Below are 19,753 nucleotides of genomic sequence, written 5' to 3' on the forward strand. Positions count from 1 at the left end.
CCTGTCAGCGACCGTCGCTAGAGTCGGGCCGCAATCCATCTCGGGAGGAATTCGACCTTGACGCTCGAAGAGGTCATCGCCGGCGTGCGCATCGCCGGTCTGGTGCCTGGTGAAGCCGTGCTCGTTCTCGCTGCCCAGTGGCACGGCGGCGACGCGCTCGAGGTCACCTACAAGAGCGTCTCCGGTGCCCTCTCGCAACGCGTGCTCTTCCGCGATGACGAGGCGGCCCTGGGCTCGGCGGACTCCGGCGGTCGCCCGTTCGACGCCCCGGCCGACGACTTCGCGCTCGTCGCCGAGGCGCAGCGCATCACGCTCGCCGGATTGCACGACCCCATGCTCGCGGTCGCGACCAGCGATGTGCAGCCGCTCCCCCACCAGATCCGCGCGGTGTACGGCGAGCTGCTCCCCCGCACACCGCTGCGCTTCCTGCTCGCCGACGACCCCGGCGCCGGCAAGACGATCATGGCGGGCCTCTACATCAAGGAGCTCCTGCTCCGCGACGACGTCCGTCGGTGTCTCATCGTGGCGCCGGGCGGGCTCGTCGAGCAGTGGCAGGACGAGCTCTTCGTCAAGTTCGGCCTGCGGTTCGACCTCCTCACCCCCCAAGCGGTCGACGCGGTCGGGTCCGGCAACGTGTTCGCGCGGCACCCGCTGCTCATCGCCCGGATGGACCACCTCACGCGCAATGAGGCGCTCCAGGCCCAGCTCGCCGACGCCGAGTGGGACCTGGTGGTCGTCGACGAGGCGCACCGCATGGCCGCCCACTACTTCGGCGGCAAGGTCCGCAAGACCAAGCGGTTCCTCCTCGGCGAGCGCCTCGCGAGCGCGACACGACACTTCCTCCTGATGACGGCGACGCCCCACTCCGGCAAGGAGGAGGACTTCCAGCTCTTCTTGACGCTGCTCGACCGTGACCGGTTCGAGGGCAAGTACCAGCAGGACCTGCACTCCTCCGACACCACCGGCGTCATGCGCCGCATGGTCAAGGAGGACCTGCTCACCTTCGACGGTAGGCGGCTCTTCCCCGAACGCATCGCGCAGACCGTCCCGTACGCACTGACCGCGCTCGAGCTCGACCTGTACGAAGCCGTCACCGCCTACGTGCGCGACGGGATGAACCGCGCCGACCGGCTGGACGGCAAGCGCCGCAACACCGTCGGCTTCGCACTCACGGTGTTGCAGCGACGGCTCGCGTCGAGCTCCGAGGCGATTTACGGCTCCCTCGTACGCCGCACCGCGCGCCTCGAACGCCGCAAGGAGGAGATCCTCGCCGGTGTCGACGCGTGGGAGGCCGAGCTCGCGGACCCGCCGGACTTCTCCGACGACGAGGAGTATGCGGCCGCCGAGCTCGAGGAGCTCGAGGACGAGCTGGTCGATGCCGCGACGGCGTCCCGTACGGTGCGCGAGCTTGATGCGGAGCTGGTCGAGCTCGCCGCGCTGACGCAGGCGGCCAGGCGGGTGCGCGACGCCGGCACCGACCGCAAGTGGACCGAACTGCGCACGATCCTCGAGGCGGAGGCCCTCACCTCCGGTCCGGGCGGTCGTCCGCGCAAGCTCATCATCTTCTCCGAGCACCGCGACACTCTCGACTACCTCAATCGGCGCATCACGTCGCTCCTCGGCAGGCCGGACGCGGTGCTCGCCATCCACGGCGGCGTGCCACGATCCGATCGCAGGCGCATCACCGAGGAGTTCACCACCAACCCGCAGGCTCAGATCCTCCTCGCGACCGATGCCGCTGGGGAGGGGCTGAACCTCCACGCCGCGCACCTGATGGTCAACTACGACCTCCCGTGGAACCCCAACCGCCTCGAGCAGCGCTTCGGACGCATCCACCGCATCGGCCAGACGGAGGTCTGCCACCTCTGGAACCTGGTCGCCAGCAATACCCGAGAGGGCCAGGTCTTCCAGCGGCTGCTCGAGAAGATCGACGAACAGCGCGCCGCGTACGGCGGCAAGGTCTACGACATCCTCGGCAGCGCGTTCGACGAGACACCGCTGCGCGATCTCCTCATGGAGGCGGTCCGGTACGGCGAGGACCCCGCCGTGCGCGCGAGCATGGACGAGGTCATCGACCACCGAGTCGCCGACGGGATCAGAGAGCTCCTCTCGGAGCACGCGCTCGCGCACGACTCGATGTCGGAGGCCGAACTCGCTGCCATGAGACGACAGATGGACGAGGCCCAGGCGCGCCGTCTCCAGCCGTACTACATCGAGCTGGCGTTCAAGGGAGCGTTCGCGCGCCTGGGCGGGCGACTCGCGCGACGGGAGACCGGCCGGTACGAGATCGCGCACGTCCCCGCGCAGATCCGGAGCAGGGGGCGCGGCCCGGTCTCGTCGCGCTATCACCGCGTCACGTTCGACCTCGCCTCCGCCGAGGCGGCCGGGCACGATCGTGCCGAGCTCCTGGCTCCGGGTCATGCGCTCCACGACGCGGTGATGGACGAGGCGATCGCGCTGCTGCGCGGATGCCTCGAGCGCGGGACGGTCCTCGTGTCGGCGACGCTCGACCGGCCGCAGCTGCTCGTCGGGGTGATCGAGGAGGTCGTCGACGCCACCGGCAGCTCGGTCGCCAAGCGGTTCGGATACGCGTACGCCGACGAGCAGGGTGTCGTGACACCGGCCGGACCCGCGCCGTACCTCGACTGCCTCGCCGCGCCGCCTGGCCCTCAGACCGCTGACGCCCGCACATGGCCGTGGCTCGCGGACGCCGAGGCCAAGGCGATGAGCTGGATCATCGCGCACCAGCTGCCGGCCTACCTCGCCGAGGTCCAGCCCGTACGCTCACGCGAGCTCGCGCGTGCCCGGACGCTCGTCACCGGTCGGCTGAGCAGCGAGTGCGACCGGCTCGTCCGCGATGCGGCCGCCGCGTCCGCGAGCAAGCGTGGCGGCGAGAGGGGTGCGGAGTCGCCCGAGCGTCTGCGTCGGAAGGCGCGCGAGCTCGAGGTGAGGCTCGAACGCCGCCTCGCGACCCTCGACAAGCAGGCGTCGATGTCGACGAAGCCGCCGCGGATCGTCACCGCCGCGCTCGTCCTGCCCCTCGCGTCGGTCGACGATGCACTGCCAGGCGACGCGCCGATGCACGCGGTCGCCACCAAGGAGGTCGAGCGGCGAGGTGTCGATCTCGTCCTCGCGTGCGAGCAGCGCCTGGGGCGGGCGCCGGAGGAGCAGGCGTTCAACAACCCCGGCTACGACGTGCTCAGCACCGAGCCGAACGGCGACACGCTCCGCATCGAGGTCAAGGCCCGCATCGCCGGCGCCGACGACTTCTTCGTCACGCACAACGAGGTGGTGACCGGCAAGAACGCGGCCCCGCGCTATCGGCTGGCGATGGTCCGCGTCGATCCGCGCGGTGCCGCGTACGACGACGTGCGCTATCTCGACGACCCGTTCGCCGGGGTGGACCTCGGCGGCTTCGAGGCCACGGGGCACCGGGCGAGCTGGGACAAGATGTGGGCGAAGGGCCGAGAGCCGCACTGAGGTCTCCTCGCATGCGCCCCCTCGCGTAGACCCGCCTCGACCGGCGAAGGGTGTACGAGATGCGCATACAGTGCGCCGTACTGTATAGTGCGTGATGTGGACGACGACCTGATCCAACAGCATCTGCAGGAACTGCGGCGCGGCACGGTAGTGCTCGCAAGCCTGGTCTCCCTGCGTGAACCCGGCTACGGCTACGGCCTGCTCGAGTCGCTCAACGACGCGGGCATCACGGTCGACGGCAACACGCTCTATCCCCTGCTGCGCCGCCTGGAGAAGCAGGGCCTGCTCACCAGCGAGTGGAACACCGACGAGGCGAGGCCGCGCAAGTTCTACCGCACCAGCACCGACGGCGACCAGCTCGCCCACACACTCACCGCCGCATGGCACGACATCGACGCTGCGCTCGCGCGCTTCACCACCGGAGGAACCCGATGACCACCACGTTGACCGACAGGTACGTCCACGCCGCCACGCGGTGGCTCCCGGGGCAGACCCGTCGCGATGTCGGGGACGAGCTTCGTGAGCGCATCGCCGACACGGTCGCCGCGCGCGGTGACTCCGCCGCCGTCGAGCGCGAGGTGCTGGAGGAGATGGGCGACCCGTTGCTCGTCGCGGTAAAGTACACCGGCCGCGAGCCGCGGCTGATCGGGCCGCGGTACTTCATGCCGTGGCTGCGCCTCCTCGTCCTGGTGCTCGTGATCGTCCTCCCCATCGTCGGCACGGTGCACATCATCAGCGGTGTCGCGTCCGACGACAACATCGCCACGACGCTGATCGGGGCGGTCGGCGTCATGATCAGCGCCGCCATCCAGATCGCGTTCTGGGTCACGGCTGTCTTCGCCGTCCTGGAGTGGTCGGGCGTCGGTGAGGGCGAGGTGACCGAGCGCTGGACCGTGGACAAGCTCCCAGCCACGGCCCGTTCCGGCCGGCCGTACGCGGAGACGATCGCGAGCCTCGTGTACCTGGCAGTCATGGCGTTCCTGCTGATCGGGCAGCAGACCAGCTCGCCGGTCCGTATCGACGGCGAGAGCATCGCTGTCCTCGATCCCATGCTGTGGGGGTCGTGGATCCCGATCGTGCTCGGCCTGATCGCGCTCGAGATCCTGTTCACCCTCTGGGTCCACGTCAAGGGGTGGACCTGGACCGCGGCAGGCGTCAACGCGGCGCTCGGCGTGGCCTTCGCCGCAGTGACGGTGCCCGTACTGAAGAGCGGTGACTTCCTCAACCCCGAGCTGGTCGAGCGTCTGGGGTGGAATGCCTCGACACTCGACCAGGTGACGCAGGGGATCCTCGTCGGCGTGCTCGTCGTCACCGCGTGGGACGTCATCGACGGCGTCCTCAAGGCGCGGCGCGCCAGTCGCTGAGCCGAGTTGGCAGAACGCCTGAACATCTCGCCGCCGCTGATTAGGCTCGTAGGACCGCTCATTTTCGGGAGTCCCTCGGGTAGGACTAGGAGCAAGCAGTGATTCCTCACGCGAACACCACCAGGCGCACGTTGACGCGCCGTGCCACCGCGCTTGCCGTCGCCGCCACCGCAGCATTTGGTCTGGTGGCCACCACGGTTGTCCCGGCCGAAGCAGCTCCTCGACCTGTGGTCAAGGTCAAGAAGATCGCGACGAAGACCGCCCCGTACGGGGGCAAGATGACGGTGAAGCCCGTCGTGCGTGTACGCGGGCAGGTGGCCGTCGCGTCGAAGACGTTGACCGTCAAGAAGGACGGGCGCATCGTCGCCAAGAACAGAGCGAAGGTCCGCCTCAAGCCAGGCACATACCGTGTTAGGACCCGCGTCAGGTTCCGAACATTCACGATCGTCGACGGCAAGCGGAAGTACTCGGCCTTCAAGAAGCGCACCCGGTCTCAGAAGCTGACGATCAGGCGCGGGCAGCGCCCGAACCGTACCGACCCGATATCGGAGTGGAACTGCCCGTCCTGGGCGCCGATCAAGGGCAACGCGAGCAGCATGATCTATCACCTGCCGGACCAGGCCTTCTACGACCGCACGAAGCCGGAGGACTGCTTCCGGACCGAGGCCGCAGCGAAGGCTGCCGGCTACCGCAAGTCCAAGGTGTAGCCCGGCCGCTCACCCCTCGCGAAGCAGCTCGGCGACGTGGTCCGGGACGTACGTCGACAGGTCCCGCGGCGGACGCTCGTACGAGCCGGTCGCCGCTGGGCGGCCGGGGATCTTGATGTGGGGAGGCTCGACCTCCGTGTATGGGACGGTCGAGAGCAGGTGCGCGATCATGTTCAGCCGGGCCCGCTTCTTGCTGTCGGACTCGACCACGAACCACGGGCTCGTCACCGTGTCGGTGTAGGCCATCATCTCGTCCTTCGCCCGCGAGTACTCCTCCCAGCGGTTGACCGACTCGATGTCGGTCGGACTCAGCTTCCAGCGCCGGATCGGATCGCCGGCCCGCGACCGGAACCGCTTGAGCTGCTCCGCGTCGGACACCGAGAACCAGTACTTGCGCAGCAGGATCCCGTCCTCGATCAGCATCTGCTCGAACTCCGGTGCCTGGCGCATGAACAGCGCGTACTGCTCGTTGGTGCAGTAGCCCATGACGTGCTCGACACCCGCGCGGTTGTACCAGGAGCGGTCGAACAGCGCGATCTCCCCGCCCGCGGGGAGGTGCGGGACGTAGCGCTGGAAGTACCACTGCGTCTTCTCGCGCTCGGTCGGCGCGGGAAGCGCGGCAATGCGGGCGATGCGCGGGTTGAGGTTCTCGGTGATGCGCTTGATCGTGCCGCCCTTGCCGGCAGCGTCTCGGCCCTCGAAGAGCACCACGATGCGCGCCCCGGTGGTCCTCACCCACTCCTGGAGCTTGACCAGCTCGATCTGCAAGCGCGCGAGCTCTGCCTCGTACACCTTCGTCGGGAGCTTGGGCTGCTTCGCTGCGGCGCTCATGACGGGACGATAACGCCGCGGGCGCGATCCGGCCGGGTGTCACTAGGGTCCGAGAAGCGCCAGCGGAACCACTCCGATGCCGTCAGCCCGGCGGTACGCGTAAGGTCCGGTCGTCACGACGATCCGATCGGCAACCCGCTCGCCGAGTTGCGCACCGAGCCAGTGGAGATGGCGTACGTCTCTGTCGTCGACCGTCGGAGCGAGTTTGACTTCGATGGCCACCACTCGCCGGTCTTCCCCCTCGACGATGAGGTCGACCTCGCGATCTGTGCTCTTCGTTCGGAGGTGGCCGACGCCTGCGTTGTTTGCTGCGGCGTAGACCCGCACGCTCTGCGTCACAAGCGACTCGAACAGCGCACCAAGCCAGGTGCCCGTCGACGCTGACGCTCGACTGCCGTCGCCGCGAAGCAGGGCCTCCTTGCCAACGCCAACGAGCCGGGCCGCGAGGGCCGGGTCGACAAGATGGTGCTTGGGCGTACGGGTAAGCCGCTTGAGCGGGGCGAACACGGGGAGCCACGCGGGGACAGGGTCGAGGACGAAAAGTCGCTGCAGGTGATCGCGATAGGCGTCGACCGTCTGACGGGCGGGCTTGTCGTGATCACCTGCCGTCGCGGCGTCGAGGATGGCCGAATAGGCGGCGTCCGTGCTGGTAGCGGCCGCGTACGCGGCAAGCCACGCGCGCAACGTATGGGGGCGACGAACGTTGACACCGTTCTCCGGCAACTCGCGTTCGACGACACGGGTCACGTAGCTGTCGAGCTGGACCCCCAGCGCCCTTCCCGAGAGGTCGCGAATGCCGGGAAAGCCGGACCGCAGGATCTCATCGACATAGGCAGGAAGGTCGACATCGACGTCGCCGCCGAGGTCTGGTCGACGACCAGTAAGAAGGTCGCCGAGCGAGACCATAGGCTCGACGAGCCCTCGCTCACTGAACGCCATCGGGCGCATCGCGAGACTCACGATCCGCCCGGCCCCTGAGTGGAGGCGAATACCGGGCCCCACACCCGCGGACCCTGCAAGGAGGTACTGCCCCCCAGAACTGTCGTCATCCACTGCCCGGCGCACCCTGTCCCAGACCGCGGGGAGAAGCTGCCACTCATCGAGGAGGACTGGTGGAGGCACCTGCGTGATGCGGTCGAGGTTCGCGGTGAGCACCTCCCGCTGCCGCGGGTCATCGAGCGACAGGACAGTCGATGCACGCTCGCCGGCGGTCGCGGTCTTACCCACCCCCTTAGCACCTTCGATCGCAATCGCGGCCAATTGAGGGAGGAGCTCATCGAGCACGTCATCGAGGATCCGGCGACGGTATGCCCTTGCCCGAACCTAACAGATGGGCAGGTTTCTACTTAACATTTGGACGCCCCTCTCTCTGACAAATGGTCGCGCGTGGGCGCATTCCACCCCCGTGGTCAGCGCATGAGCAGGTAGGTGATCGCGAAGGCCGCCAAGAAGAGGACGACGCACAGCACGAGCACGAGGATCGTCGGCACCTCGCGTCGTACGCGCGTGGGCCGGTCCTCGGACGCGATCCGCTCGAGCGCATCGGCGAGGGCGGCGGCCGACGCGGGTCGCTTGCTCGGCTCCCAGCTCAGCGCACGCGCCAGCAGCGGGTCGAGCTCGGCAGGCAGATCCACGGCCGCCGCGATCGGCGCGGGCTTGGTGTCGGGCCGACGGGCCACGACGGCCGCTGCGGTGGAGTCGTCGTACGGGGGCCGCCCGCTGAGCAGGTGGTAGGTCACGGCGGCGACCGCATAGACGTCGGCGCGCGCGTCGAAGCCGTCGCTCTGGTGAGCCTGCTCGGGCGCCATGTAGAGCGGCGTGCCGGTGGTGACAGTGAGCCCGGACGCCTCGGCGAGCACCTTGGCGCTCCCCAGGTCGGAGACGAGGAGGCGCGGCGGCGTCGTACGGTCGTCGACGAGCAGGTTGCTCGGCTTGACGTCGCGATGCACGACCCCGGCCTCGTGGAGCACGTGGAGTGCACGCGCGGCCTCGACCCCGTACGCGAGTGCCTGGCGGCTGTCCAGCCCGTCCATCCGGTCGGCGAGCGTGCCACCGGGGACGTACTCCATCACGATGTACGGCCGATCGTCGCTGACCCCGATGTCGAACACCCGCACCACACGCGGGTCGTCCACACGCCGCAGCAGTCGCGCCTCGGTGAGGAACCGCTCGCGCACGTCGGCGTTGTGCACCCAGTTGTCCGCGAGCACCTTGACGGCGACGTGTGCTTCGAGGTTGGGGTCCTCGCCGAGCCAGACGGTCGCGAACGCACCTGAGCCGAGGACACGCACCAGGCGATAGCGCCCGAGCTGCTTCATGCCGCCAAGATAGTGGTCCATGAGCTCCCACTCCCCCGGCCAGGTGCCGGACGACCTGGTCGCGCGGGCGCGTTCGGGCGATCCCGATGCGCTCGAGGAGCTGCTCGCGCTCGTCCGCCCGATGGTCGTACGGCGCTGCTCGCGCTTCCTGCCGCACACCGAGGACGCCGAGGATGCGGCGCAGGACGCGCTCGTCGCGATCGCGCAGAACATCGCGGGCTATACGGGCACGGGCTCGTTCGCGGGCTGGGTCACCGTGATCGCCTCGAACAGCGCGCGGATGACGTACCGGCGCATGCGACAGGGCGCGAGCAACCGCGGCGTACCGGACCTTCCCGAGACCGCCGATCCGCGGACGACCAGCGTCATCGCAGGGACGCGGCTCGACCTCATGGAGGCGCTCGACCAGCTGGAGCAGAGCAAGCCGCAGGTCGTGGAGCCGTTCGTGCTGCGCGACCTCGGCGCGCTGCCGTACGCCGAGATCGCCACCCTCACGGGCACGTCGGTCGGCACCGTACGGGACCGCATCCACGCGGCGCGGACGTTCATGCGCGCGGCACTTCGGACGACGCTGTGAACACGGCGGAGAAATTCTTGGCCGCCCTCGCCAACAAAAGTGCTGGCGCCTGCATCAGAGGGAGTGAAGGGGCGCAAGAAGCGCCCCCACAGCAGGAGGAACGCTCATGAGGATCGACTACGCCGTCATCGCCGCCGCCGCCGCAGTCCTGACCGGAGTCGGCGGCGCGGCCGCCGTCGTCCAGGTGAGCAGCGACGCTGACCCGAGCACGCAGCTGCCGTCGGCCACGAGCCCGGCGCCGACCTCGACCTCGGCGCCGACCGCCAGCACCACGACCGCCGCCACCACTGCGACCACGGCACCCGCGAGCGCGGATCCCTCGACGTCCCCCACCACAACGGCCGCAGACCCGGCCACGACCGACGCCCTGAGCGAGGAGAACGTCATCCGCGAGCGCCTCTACTACGACGTGACCCGCCACTCGTTTACCCAGGAGCAGACTTCGTTCCTGCCGCTCGGGCCATGCACCGGCGACCTCGAGCTAGGTGACGCCATCGGCGACGACGTCACGCGCATCGACGCGAAGCTCGTCGGTGCCGGTGGCCGGTACGTCATCGAGCAGCTCGCGGAGACGGACACCCCGAACCTCGCGGCTCAGGCGGCGGAGACGATCGTGACGCTGGTCGATGAGTGCGAGGCGATCCAGGGCGGCGACTTCGGGTACGGCGACCCGGTGCTCGTGTCCTCCGAGCCGCACCACATGATCTGGTACTTCCCGGCGTTCGACTCCGACTCGGTGGCCGGTGGCTACGCCGTGTTCAACGTCGGCAAGCGCGTCGGTGTGCTCGAGGTCAACGACGCGGTCGGCGAGAAGAAGGTCGAGCTGCTGGCCAAGGAAGCAGCGAGGATCGCCGGCGACTAGCGACGCGACGGCCTACCGACGCGTCGTCCCGGCCTTGTGCCGGGTGACCTTCCCGCCGTTCTTGAGCGCCGTCGTGCGGATCGCCGGGGACGATGTGATCCGCTGGCGGTCGCCGTCATCAGAGTCGCTGTCGTCGCTCGAGCCGTCTTCGAGGTCCATGTTGTCGCTCGACTCGTCCGAGGAGTCGTCGAACTTCGACGGCTCGTCGTACGAGGAAGCACTCTCAGGCTCGTGGCGCGCCCGCTTGAGGGGACGTTCGCGGGTGTCGGAGTTGTCATCGTCGTCGTCACGATCCCGCTTGTTCGACCCACCGCGCGCGCCGATGCGAGCGGGGGGGCCGCCGAGGTACTTGCGGGTCTCCGACCCCTCCGTCCCGAGGCTCGTGACGTAACCGATCGTGTTGTACGCCTTGCCGTTCCGGAAGTCCTCCAGTGCCTGCGGCTCCGCGTGAGGCGTGAGCGTGAGGACGTTGTCGCCGAACGTGACGCAGCTGGCAGCATTGGGGAACGCGACCTTGAGCATCGGGTCGGTGAACATACGTTGAACGAGGTCGGCTCGCCCCTTCCGCAAGAAGCAGTGCGTCCAGATCGTCCAGTACCCGGTGCTGATGATCGCGTAGGCGACGGGTGCCGGGAAGGACGGATCGTTCCCCGCGATCACGGGTGTGCCGGCCTCGACGGCCGCTGCCGCGGCGAAGGCGTTCTTGCGGCTCGCGACGCGCATGTCGGCAGCGAGTTCGCGACTGAAGGCACTGGTGGTGGTCCGAGCATTGAGTCCCCAGAGACCGATGGTGGCGTCCGCACGGTCGGCGAACCCGGGGGTGGTGAGGGCGTCCTCGAGCTCGCTGTCGACCTTCAGGGTGATCTTGGTCTGGGAGAAGAGGTCCTGCTTGAAGGCGTCCAGGCCCTGGTAGGCGGAGGTCTGGCCGTCGCCGTCGAACCGGAACGCACTGAACGTGTTCACAGCATCCGGCCACAGGTAGGCGCCGAGACCGGTCGTCGTCTTGACCTTGGCCGACTTGCGCACGTTGCACGCCCCGCACGCGACGACGTACTGGATCTCGAACGTCTCGAACTCCGCCGCGGCGGCGTTGGTGTTCGCCTGCTTGGCGACGCGGTGCTCGACCTGGACGCCGGACGGGAGAGGCGCCTCGCAGGCGACACAGTAGGCGCCGAACGTCCGGACGAGCGTCGCGCCGTACACGTCATAGCTCATCTTGGGCGTGCGCTTCACCGTCTGCACGGGGCGGTCGACCACTCTCACGACGGTGCCTGCGCCTGCCGGCCGTTGTGCGGCGCCGAGAGCACCCCGAGCTGTGGGTTCGCGATCTGCAGCGGCGGTGACGGGAATCCGTTGCGGAACCCGGCGACGGCCTCGACGAGCTTCGTGTAGCCGTCGAGTTCGCTGGCCTGCGCGCCGCCGGCCGACCTCAGGATGGCGGTGATCGCCTCCGTCTGGTCGTTCTCCAGCGTGACGCGGCGGGCTTCCTGCTCCTGCAGGACCGTCGAGTAGGTGTCGAGCGCGTTGCCCGTGCCGATGTAGGCGTCGACCATGACACCGTCGGTGCGCATCACCGTTCGGTTCGTCGACAGCACGATGCCGGGAACGGTGAACCCGGCCGGCTCGCCATCGATGGTGACCGCGCTGGTGTGCGCGAGGTTCACGCGGTAGTGGCGGGACGACGCATCTCCCCTCGTCTCCGCGCTCGAGAGGATGAAGCCTTGGTCGCTCTGCAGGTTGTTCGTTCCGGTGATCGCGTTGACTTCGCGCGTGACCTCGGCGCGTGCGCTCGCGGGGTCGAGGGTGTCGCTGTGGCGGGCGATGAGGATCTCTGCCTGGTGCAACGGCACCTCATCACGGGACTCTCGCAGCCCGTCGAAGTACGCCACTCTGACGTCGGTCAGATGAAGGACGGTGAGGTACTCCTGGTTCATCTGCCGGAAGACGTAGTTGAGAGTGCGTGACAGGTTGATGTTCTCGAGCACCCGCTCGTTGTCGGCCTCCTCCCACGACTCCTCGGCGACCTCATCCGCGGTCGTCACGGAGACCTCTCGGGCGGCCGAGGCGCGTGACGTGTGCTTGTCGAGCGCGTTGACCGTTGCCTTGGCGAAGGTCTCCCGATCGGCGGTGCTGTTGCCTTTCACGCCGCCGGAGACGTCGACGCTCGCGCTCCCCCACCCCCACGTCGCGTCGCCCCTCGCCTCGATGTCGGCGTGGTACTCGAAGCTGCTGGCAATGTCGCTGCTCGTCGAGTCCTCCTGCATCGCGAGACGTTCGAACTCCGACTCGGCCTCACGGCTGGAGGAGTCCAGCACCGACGACGCTCGGGCGGACGTGACGGACTTGCGGTGATAGCTGCGGACCTGCATGCGCACCTTCTCGCCCGGCAGCAGGGTGAGCGTCTTCAGGGTGCGGCCGGCGCCGTACCGGCCGAGAAAGCTCGTGAGGCTGTAGGTCTCGATGAACAGCAGCCGGGGCCGCGGCTCGGTCGCCGTCCTTGGCGGGACGAGACGCCAGAGGTACGACCCGTCCGCGCTCGGATAGACGACGAGCTGGCTGTTGGAGTCCAGGATCGCTGTGGCGAGCTTGTCGGGGTCCACACCCTTCAGCGCCAGCCTGACACCGGCCATGGTGACGCCGTCCATCGACCCGGCCATCAGGGGGAAGGAGTTGGGGTTGAGGTAGCCGATCGTCTGCGCGAGCACGATGTCGTCCCGCAGCGCGATCTGCGTACGGGCGGGGCGATCCGTCTCCTGGCGGCGGTAGTCGTCGTGGGTCGTGAGTGGGTGAAGCACTCCTCCTCCGCCGCCTCCTCCTCCGCCCGGGCCTGACCCTATTGAGGACGAGGGTCCAGAGATCACGTTGGGTGGCCCCGTCTGGCCGGGTGTGCTGGCGGGCGCGACGAGAGGCTCGCTCGTGCTCGTGCTCGTGCTCGGCGCGACATCCTGCTTGGGCGCCGTTGCCGGTTGGACCGCGAGCTCGACGACGCGACGGCCGGTGTGGACGACGTTGTCGGGCAGCTTCTGCGAGATGGTCATGCGGTCGGCGTCGCCCTCGGGTACCGGCACGGTCGGAACCTCGGGTGGCAGCGGCGTCCGCGCCGGCGGCTGCGCGGGCGGCGCCGGGATGGGCTCGCTGAGGGTCGGAACGTCACCCAGCTCCGAAGCGTCGACGATCACCGTCCGCAGGTCCAGCCCTGGCGGGTAGAGATTGATCGCCTGGTCAGCAGCCGGGCCTTTGCGGACGATCCAGGGCACGGCGGAGTCGACCAACCATTCGGCGGGCACATCGTGATCCGTCACGGAGTCCTGATTGGCCGTCTGGCGGATCTCCTGCGGGGTGAGGCGACGCGTCCAGAGTCGGCCACCGGCGAAATCGCACGTCGCTGAGAAGTGGTCCCCGAAGACGCTGCTGAACTCGATGTCATTGATCGGCAGACCCACACCCGCGATCGTGGTGGGCAGGCTGATGACCAGCGTCCCGTCGAGGGACAGCTCGATCACGGTGCCATCGACGGCGACCGACACGCGGACCCAGCTGTCGTTCGCCGGCACCTCCCTGCTGGCGCTGAAGCCGTGCCCGTCCCGCCCGATCGTGCCGCCGGGGGCGTCGAACGCCACCTCGGCGTTGGCCACGGGCGCATCGGTGCTGATGTCACCCACCAGCACCGTCCATCGCGCACCTACCGCGACGGCACGCACGCCGACCGCGAGCTTGGCGAACCCGCTCGTCATCACCGCGATCGGATAGGCGCCGTACGTCCCGTCGAGCTGGGCGAGGCGCACCCACGACTCCACCGTGAACGCTGCGAACGGGCCACCGCTGACGGGCGCGTTCAGCATGAACCTCTGGCCGGCCGTGCTGACCGCTTTCATGGATCCCCCTGTGTGCGTCGGTGCCATGCAGGCTAGGGAGAACTGACGGCCGACGAGGGGAATTGCGCGAAGCGGTCGCAGAGGGTGTCGTGAGGGAACTGATGTCCTTCCGCCTCCGGACGCCGTCGACGAGCAGATCAGCCGGCGTCGTCGAAGAAGATCGCCGGGTTGAGGAACTGCCTCTCCCACAGCGCCCGCTTCTCTACCGCAGTCAGCCGCGCAAGGTCGGCGACGTCATCCCACGACTCGCGGATCGTCGTGACCGTTCGCTCGACGATGTCGGCGGCCTGAGCCCGGGTGAGCTGGTAGATGGGCGCCGCTTCCAGGCACACCCGCAGCCTCGACTCCCGCCGTCCCTCGGTGTCGATCGCCATCGCCTGCGCGGCTGTCGCACCAGTCCGGGCCATCGGCGCGAGGTCGTACGCCGGGGTCAGGGTGAGCCTCTCGCCGTCCCAGAACGCGGCGTGATTGCGCGCGTGGTCATCCATGTTGCTGATGCACACGTTGAACACGATCCGGCCGAACAGCTCGCGCAGGGTCGCTGCCGGGTCCGTGAACCGTTGACGGATCTGCCATGCCAGGTCCGGGTACGTGGCGTACCGGCCCTCGAACTCGCTCAGGCCAAGGATGGTCAGCGCCGACACGAGCATCCTCCGCCGCCCCGGCACCTCCGTACGGTCGAACCGTTCGACGAGCAGGACATCACGGCCAAGTGACTCGATGACCTCGGTGCGCGGTGCGGACAGTCCCACGCGGCGAGCGAGCTCCATCGCGGCCCCCTCGGCCTTGACGACCGGAAGGACGTCGCTCGACGACGAGAGCTTGGCGATCAGCTGGCGTCCACCGTCGTCGACAAGGACCTTCGGCCGCGCACCACCCACAGAGGTGCCATGCTCGAGCGCGCTGGCGAGGTCAGGCGGAAGGACCTCGCCGGCGTCAAGGCGCTGTGCTGCGTCCTGCAGGTCAGCAAGGCTCGCGTGATCGTCACGCACCTCGTACGACCGCGCCGACCGCTGGAAGTCGAGCGCACCGATCCTGTTCGACCCGGAGTCGAGCAGGTAGGTGAACTCGTCGAGCTCCCCCACGTCACTGGCGGCCGAGAGCCGACCGGTGCGAGCGGCGAGGATCACCCGCCTTCCCCAAGCATCCGGCGCGGCGTCACGGATCGCGCCGGCGATCGGAAGCGCGCCGACAGGCTCGATCGGGCCCCGGCGCAGCGGGAGCTCAGGGAGGTAGAGCGAGAGGGCGTCCGCACGCTCGAGATACGACCGCCCGTAGGTGAAGACGATGCGGTCACCGGCGTGGTCGAGCCGCCCGGCGACGACGGGCTCGGTGGCGCCAGGCAGCCACACCCACACGAAGACCTGCCGAGGTACGCGCTCAGAAGTCGTCATCGAACTCGACCTCCTGCGTACGCACGCGCTGGGGCAGGAGCGCGAGCTGATCGGCCGTTCGTGCGACGACCTCGCCGAGCGTTCCTGGCTGCACTCCGTACAGCTCCACTCCGCTCAGAACGGCAGCCTCGAACATCAGACCGACTGCGACCGTTGGATTGCCGCTCTCGATCTTGCGCACAGTTCCGGGAGACACACCAAGGCGCTCGGCGAGCTCAGCCGCAGTCCAGCCGCGACGGCGACGAGCTGCGGCTACCTGGTGGCCGAGGGCCTCGACGGCTTGCAGGGTCGGGCGCCCGAGCATCCGCGTACGCTTGGTCATGACTTCTCCACAGTCGTTAAAGCGATGATTAAGGCTATAAACGTCACTTTAACGCGCTTCGCGCACCGATGCGAATGACCTCCAACGCGGCGCTGCTCCCCTAGGTGCGGCGCGTGCCTCTCGCGGTGACGCCGTCGAGGGTGATCGTCCCGTCGTCGAGGCGGACGCTGACGGCGTAGCGGAACTGCGCGCGTACGGCCGGGTCGCGGAAGTCGAACACTCCCCCGACGTCGGCCGTCGGCCCGGAGATCCCAGCCGGCTCGGTTCAAGCGGTTGTGATAGCGGAACAGCAGGTAGTTGTCGGCGTCCTTCGCCAGCCCGACGAACACCGTGTCCTGCGTCCCGGCCTCCGCGAACGTGCCCGAGCTCGGGAGCATCGGCGGGACGCAAGGGGCGGCCTCTCGTTCGCAGGGCACAGACCGGTCTCCGCGACGTTAGTGACGCCGCGTGGTGATGTCACGCCTTTCCCTCACCGCGCGATGAAATGCGCGGCCGGTACGCTCGCCGCGTGCTGAATTGGCGAACCGGCGGCGTCGGCCGCGTACTCCTCCCCCTCGCGGCCCTTCCGCTCCTTCTCACCGGATGCGGTGCCAGTGAATCGGACGCGGCGTCGACGTTGAGCGAGGAGCAGCTCGAGTCCGTGCTCGTGACGCTGGACGACCTGCCTGAGGGTTTCGTCTCGTTGTCGAGCGGCGGCGACGGCGGGGAGAACGACGCCCGCGCCAGCCTCAACGACGCCGAGTGCCTCGCCGGGCTCGACCTCGCGAACGCCAACGAGGCACCGAGGGCCGAGGCCGGATTCAACCGCGCCAACGTCCTCACGATCACCAGCACCGCGACCTCGTACCCGAACGACGACGTCGCGGCCTCGTTCGACGAGACGGCCGACGCGCTCGCGTCGTGCGCGGACTTCGAGGTCAGCGCCGACAACGGATCCGGCGTCAAGGGCACGCTCATCTCCGACGACACGGCGGCCTCGAAGGACATCGACGCGCAGATCACCGTCTACCTCACCGGGACGCAGCAGCCCACCAATCTGCCGGTGGAGATCACGTTCGGCGTCGCGCGGATCGGCAACGACGTCGTGAGCGTCAGCGCCGAAGGACTCGGCGGGCCGTCCGGCGAGTCGTTCCAAGAGCTGATGCGCGCGACGACCGACCGACTCGTCGCTGCACGCGAGGGCTGACCCGCCTCAGCCGTCCGCGCGCAGGTCGCGGCGTACGAGGACGCGCGGGAATCCGTTGAGGACGGAGTCCGTGTCCGCGACCTTCGTGAAGCCTGCGCGCTCGAACACCGCGAGCGTGCCGACGTACGCCATCGTCAGATCGACCTTCGCGCCGCCGTTGTCGACCGGATAGGCCTCGAGCACCGGCGCCCCGTACGCGCGAGCGAACTCCACCGCCCCTTCGACGAGGTGGTGCACGATGCCCTGGCCGCGATGCCCCGGGCGGACGCGCACACACCAGAGCGACCAGACATCGAGGTCGTCGACGTGCGGGATCCTGCGGTTGCGGGCAAAGCTCGTGTCGGCGCGCGGGTGCACGGCCGCCCAGCCGACGACCTCCTCCCCGTCGTACGCGAGGACGCCCGGCGGCGGGTCCTCGCGGACGAGCTGCTCCACGCGAGCGCCGCGTGCGGGCCCGACGAGCTCGCGGTTCTCCTTGGACGTCGTCAGGCGATAGCTCAGGCACCAGCACACGTTGGCGTCGGGACGCTTCGGCCCGACCAGAGTCGCCACGTCCTCGTACGACGTCGCCGGGCGGACCTCGATGCTCATGGACACCGAGCGTAGGGCGCAGCAACGACATTCCCCCTGAGGCAGTTTCGGCAGTCTCGTGACATTTTGTGCCAGAACCTGACGCATCTGCCACGCTGACAGCCACTCGGGACATCCACTGGCACAAACGATCGTTGGGGGACGCGTCGTGACCGACCGCGTGCAAGAGATCCTGCCCATCAAGCGGGCCGCAGAAGACGAGCTCCTGAGCAGGCCCGGTGTCACCGCGGTCGACATCGGTTACAAGTACGTCGACGGGGAACGCACCGACGAGATTGTGATCCGGGTCCACGTCGCGCACAAGCACGATGTTCCCGAGGACGAGTGGATCCCCGCGGAGATCGAGGGCATCCCCACCGACGTCATCGAGGGTCGCTACGAGCCGCTGGACGACACCGGCAGCTACAACCCGGTGAAGGGCGGCATCAGCGTCGGGCCGTACAGGATCGTCGACGGGATCTGGGCCGGCACCCTCGGCGCGATCGTCGTCGACAACGACACCGGCGACGCGTTGGCGCTGAGCAACTACCACGTCTTCTGCGTGAACGAGGGATGGCACGAGCCCGCCCGGTCTCGGCAGATCGTCCAGCCGAGTCTCGTCGACAACCCCATCACGGCTCGCTTCATCGGCCCGATCCTCCGAGGGACGCTCGGCAAGAACGTCGACGCCGCCGTCGCCCATCTGCAGGGCTGGTACACCAGCTGGGTCTGCGAGGTCCAGGACATCGGGGTCCTCACGGGGACCGCAGACGCGACTCTGGGCCTCAGTGTCCGCAAGCGGGGGCGCACCACCGGCTTGACGCACGGGAGAGTCGACGGCCTTCACACCTCCACGACGATCGACTTCGGGCACGGTGTGGGCAAGGTGACGCTCTCCGACCAGATCAGCATCGCGGCGGTCGACCCCTCGCCGACGTTCGCAGGTCCGGGTGACTCCGGATCGGTCGTGGTCGACGACCACGGTCGCGTGATCGGACTGCTGTTCGCAGGCGGCGGGTCCGCAGGGCTCAGCACCCCGATCCGGCGCGTGCTGGACGTGATGAACGTACGACTCGGTCTCGCAGGAATCGGCGGCTTCGATCTGACGACGAAGACAGATCGCGTGTTCGCGCACGACTTTGGCGGCACGGGCAAGCTCGACCACCTGGCGCTCTACCGACCTGGCAAGGGCGCTTTCTACCTGGTGGAGCGCGACGGCAAGGGGCCCGACGGCAACGCTCGGTTCAAGCCGCTCTATCAGCAGCCTCAGGGCGGTTCCGGCATCGGCGGCTTCGACCTGACCGAGTATGCGGACCGGATCATCGCCTTCGACGGCACGAGCACCGGCAAGCTCGATCACCTGCTCTGCTACCGGCCCGGCACCGGCATTGCTCAGATTCTGAAGCACGACGGCGCTCAGTCCGACGGCACGCCCAGGTTCACACCCGTCTACTCCGCGACCGACGGGATCGCCGGTTTCGATCTGTCGTCCAGCAGCGATCAGGTGATCGCCTATGACCTCGACAGCAAGGGCACGCTCGACCACCTGGTGCTCTACCGGCCCGGCAAGGGCGCCGTCTACGTCGTCGAGCGCGACGGCACAGGCGCGGACGGGACCTTGCAGTTCGCGGCGCTCTTTCAGCAACCTCAGGGCGGTTCCGGCATCGGCGGCTTCGACCTGACCTCCGGCAGAGATCGGATCATCGCCTTCGACGGTGCGAGCACTGGCAACCTCGACCACCTGCTGCTGTATCGGCCAGGCACCGGCATCGCCTTCGTCCTGAGGTACGACGGCGAGAAGGTGTCGGGTGGCCTCGAGTTCACCCCGGTCTACATCGGGAGAAGCGGGATCGGCGGCTTCGACCTGTCGGAGACCACCGACCAGGTGATCGCCTTCGACTTCGACGGCTCCGGGAAGGCCGACCACCTGGTGATGTACCGGCCCGGCACGAGCCCCTCGTACAAGGGCATCCTCTTCATCGTCAAGTGCACCGGCATGAACAGCGAAGGAAGCCTCGAGTTCACGGCGGTCTATCAGCAGGGCGATCACGATCCCGGCATCGGTGGATACGAGCTCACCTCGATCGACGATCAGATCATCGCCTTCGACGGCGCCAGCACCGGCAAGCTCGACCACCTGGTGTTGTATCGGCCAGGCACCGGGATCGCGTGCATCCTCAAGCACAACGGCTCGAGGGCCGACGGGACCCCTGCGTTCGAGCCGATCTACCGTGCCGACGGAGTGTCCTGACAAAGAAGCGCCCGCT

General features: G+C 68.5%; 16 protein-coding genes. 8 read left to right on the plus strand and 8 right to left on the minus strand.

Annotated elements, in window-relative coordinates; all coding sequences use genetic code 11:
* Positions 1 to 57: 57 nt before the first annotated feature.
* The 4 genes from H4N58_RS11630 to H4N58_RS11645 all read left to right on the plus strand — a co-directional run bounded on the left by H4N58_RS11630 (position 58) and on the right by H4N58_RS11645 (position 5,551).
* Positions 58 to 3,480 (plus strand): helicase-related protein, encoded by a 3,423-nt coding sequence (locus tag H4N58_RS11630; RefSeq protein WP_167250628.1) that lies wholly within the window; start codon positions 58 to 60, stop codon positions 3,478 to 3,480.
* A 96-nt stretch (positions 3,481 to 3,576) separates the two neighbouring features.
* Positions 3,577 to 3,915, plus strand: coding sequence for a PadR family transcriptional regulator (locus H4N58_RS11635; protein ID WP_167250625.1), 339 nt, complete (start codon positions 3,577 to 3,579; stop codon positions 3,913 to 3,915).
* On the plus strand, positions 3,912 to 4,844 hold the full coding sequence (locus H4N58_RS11640; protein WP_167003247.1) for a hypothetical protein: 933 nt from the start codon (positions 3,912 to 3,914) through the stop codon (positions 4,842 to 4,844). The genes H4N58_RS11635 and H4N58_RS11640 overlap by 4 nt, the downstream gene beginning before the upstream one ends.
* Positions 4,845 to 4,942: 98 nt before the next feature.
* Positions 4,943 to 5,551 carry a hypothetical protein gene (locus tag H4N58_RS11645; RefSeq protein WP_167250623.1) on the plus strand — a complete coding sequence of 203 codons (609 nt, stop codon included), beginning with the start codon at positions 4,943 to 4,945 and terminating at the stop codon, positions 5,549 to 5,551.
* A gap of 9 nt (positions 5,552 to 5,560) precedes the next feature.
* On the opposite strand, the gene ppk2 is transcribed toward H4N58_RS11645, so the two are convergent.
* From ppk2 to H4N58_RS11660, 3 genes are all read right to left on the minus strand, one after another.
* On the minus strand, positions 5,561 to 6,382 hold the full coding sequence (ppk2, locus tag H4N58_RS11650) for a polyphosphate kinase 2 (RefSeq protein ID WP_167250621.1): 822 nt from the start codon (positions 6,380 to 6,382) through the stop codon (positions 5,561 to 5,563).
* Positions 6,383 to 6,424: 42 nt separating this feature from the next.
* Positions 6,425 to 7,666 carry an ATP-binding protein gene (locus H4N58_RS11655; protein WP_243845101.1) on the minus strand — a complete coding sequence of 414 codons (1,242 nt, stop codon included), beginning with the start codon at positions 7,664 to 7,666 and terminating at the stop codon, positions 6,425 to 6,427.
* Positions 7,667 to 7,791: 125 nt separating this feature from the next.
* On the minus strand, positions 7,792 to 8,721 hold the full coding sequence (locus tag H4N58_RS11660) for a serine/threonine-protein kinase (RefSeq protein ID WP_243842953.1): 930 nt from the start codon (positions 8,719 to 8,721) through the stop codon (positions 7,792 to 7,794).
* Here H4N58_RS11660 and H4N58_RS11665 point away from each other — a divergent pair.
* Both H4N58_RS11665 and H4N58_RS11670 read left to right on the plus strand, forming a co-directional pair.
* On the plus strand, positions 8,720 to 9,277 hold the full coding sequence (locus tag H4N58_RS11665) for an RNA polymerase sigma factor (RefSeq protein ID WP_167003254.1): 558 nt from the start codon (positions 8,720 to 8,722) through the stop codon (positions 9,275 to 9,277). The genes H4N58_RS11660 and H4N58_RS11665 overlap by 2 nt on opposite strands.
* Before the next feature lie 106 nt (positions 9,278 to 9,383).
* Entirely contained in the window at positions 9,384 to 10,139 is a 756-nt protein-coding gene (locus H4N58_RS11670; RefSeq protein WP_167003256.1) for a hypothetical protein, read from the plus strand.
* 12 nt (positions 10,140 to 10,151) lie between these two features.
* Here the strand turns inward: H4N58_RS11670 and H4N58_RS11675 are convergent, their stop codons facing one another.
* The 4 genes from H4N58_RS11675 to H4N58_RS11690 form a co-directional block, all read right to left on the minus strand.
* Positions 10,152 to 11,396 (minus strand): hypothetical protein, encoded by a 1,245-nt coding sequence (locus H4N58_RS11675; RefSeq protein WP_167250619.1) that lies wholly within the window; start codon positions 11,394 to 11,396, stop codon positions 10,152 to 10,154.
* A 2-nt stretch (positions 11,397 to 11,398) separates the two neighbouring features.
* Complete coding sequence (locus H4N58_RS11680; RefSeq protein WP_167250617.1) at positions 11,399 to 14,014, minus strand: LamG domain-containing protein; 2,616 nt, start codon at positions 14,012 to 14,014, stop codon at positions 11,399 to 11,401.
* Positions 14,015 to 14,151: 137 nt separating this feature from the next.
* Positions 14,152 to 15,408, minus strand: a complete 1,257-nt coding sequence (locus H4N58_RS11685) for a type II toxin-antitoxin system HipA family toxin (RefSeq protein ID WP_167003263.1) — start codon at positions 15,406 to 15,408, stop codon at positions 14,152 to 14,154.
* Positions 15,395 to 15,730, minus strand: coding sequence for a multiprotein-bridging factor 1 family protein (locus tag H4N58_RS11690; protein ID WP_167003265.1), 336 nt, complete (start codon positions 15,728 to 15,730; stop codon positions 15,395 to 15,397). Before H4N58_RS11690 ends, H4N58_RS11685 begins: the two co-directional genes overlap by 14 nt.
* Positions 15,731 to 16,238: 508 nt before the next feature.
* Here H4N58_RS11690 and H4N58_RS11695 point away from each other — a divergent pair.
* Positions 16,239 to 16,916 (plus strand): hypothetical protein, encoded by a 678-nt coding sequence (locus H4N58_RS11695; protein ID WP_167250615.1) that lies wholly within the window; start codon positions 16,239 to 16,241, stop codon positions 16,914 to 16,916.
* A gap of 6 nt (positions 16,917 to 16,922) precedes the next feature.
* On the opposite strand, the gene H4N58_RS11700 is transcribed toward H4N58_RS11695, so the two are convergent.
* Positions 16,923 to 17,507, minus strand: a complete 585-nt coding sequence (locus H4N58_RS11700) for a GNAT family N-acetyltransferase (RefSeq protein ID WP_167250613.1) — start codon at positions 17,505 to 17,507, stop codon at positions 16,923 to 16,925.
* Positions 17,508 to 17,655: 148 nt separating this feature from the next.
* On the opposite strand from H4N58_RS11700, the gene H4N58_RS11705 reads away from it, so the two are divergent.
* Positions 17,656 to 19,737 carry a hypothetical protein gene (locus tag H4N58_RS11705; RefSeq protein ID WP_167003270.1) on the plus strand — a complete coding sequence of 694 codons (2,082 nt, stop codon included), beginning with the start codon at positions 17,656 to 17,658 and terminating at the stop codon, positions 19,735 to 19,737.
* Positions 19,738 to 19,753 lie beyond the last annotated feature (16 nt).

The organism is Mumia sp. ZJ1417 (assembly GCF_014127285.1).
Lineage (GTDB): Bacteria > Actinomycetota > Actinomycetes > Propionibacteriales > Nocardioidaceae > Mumia.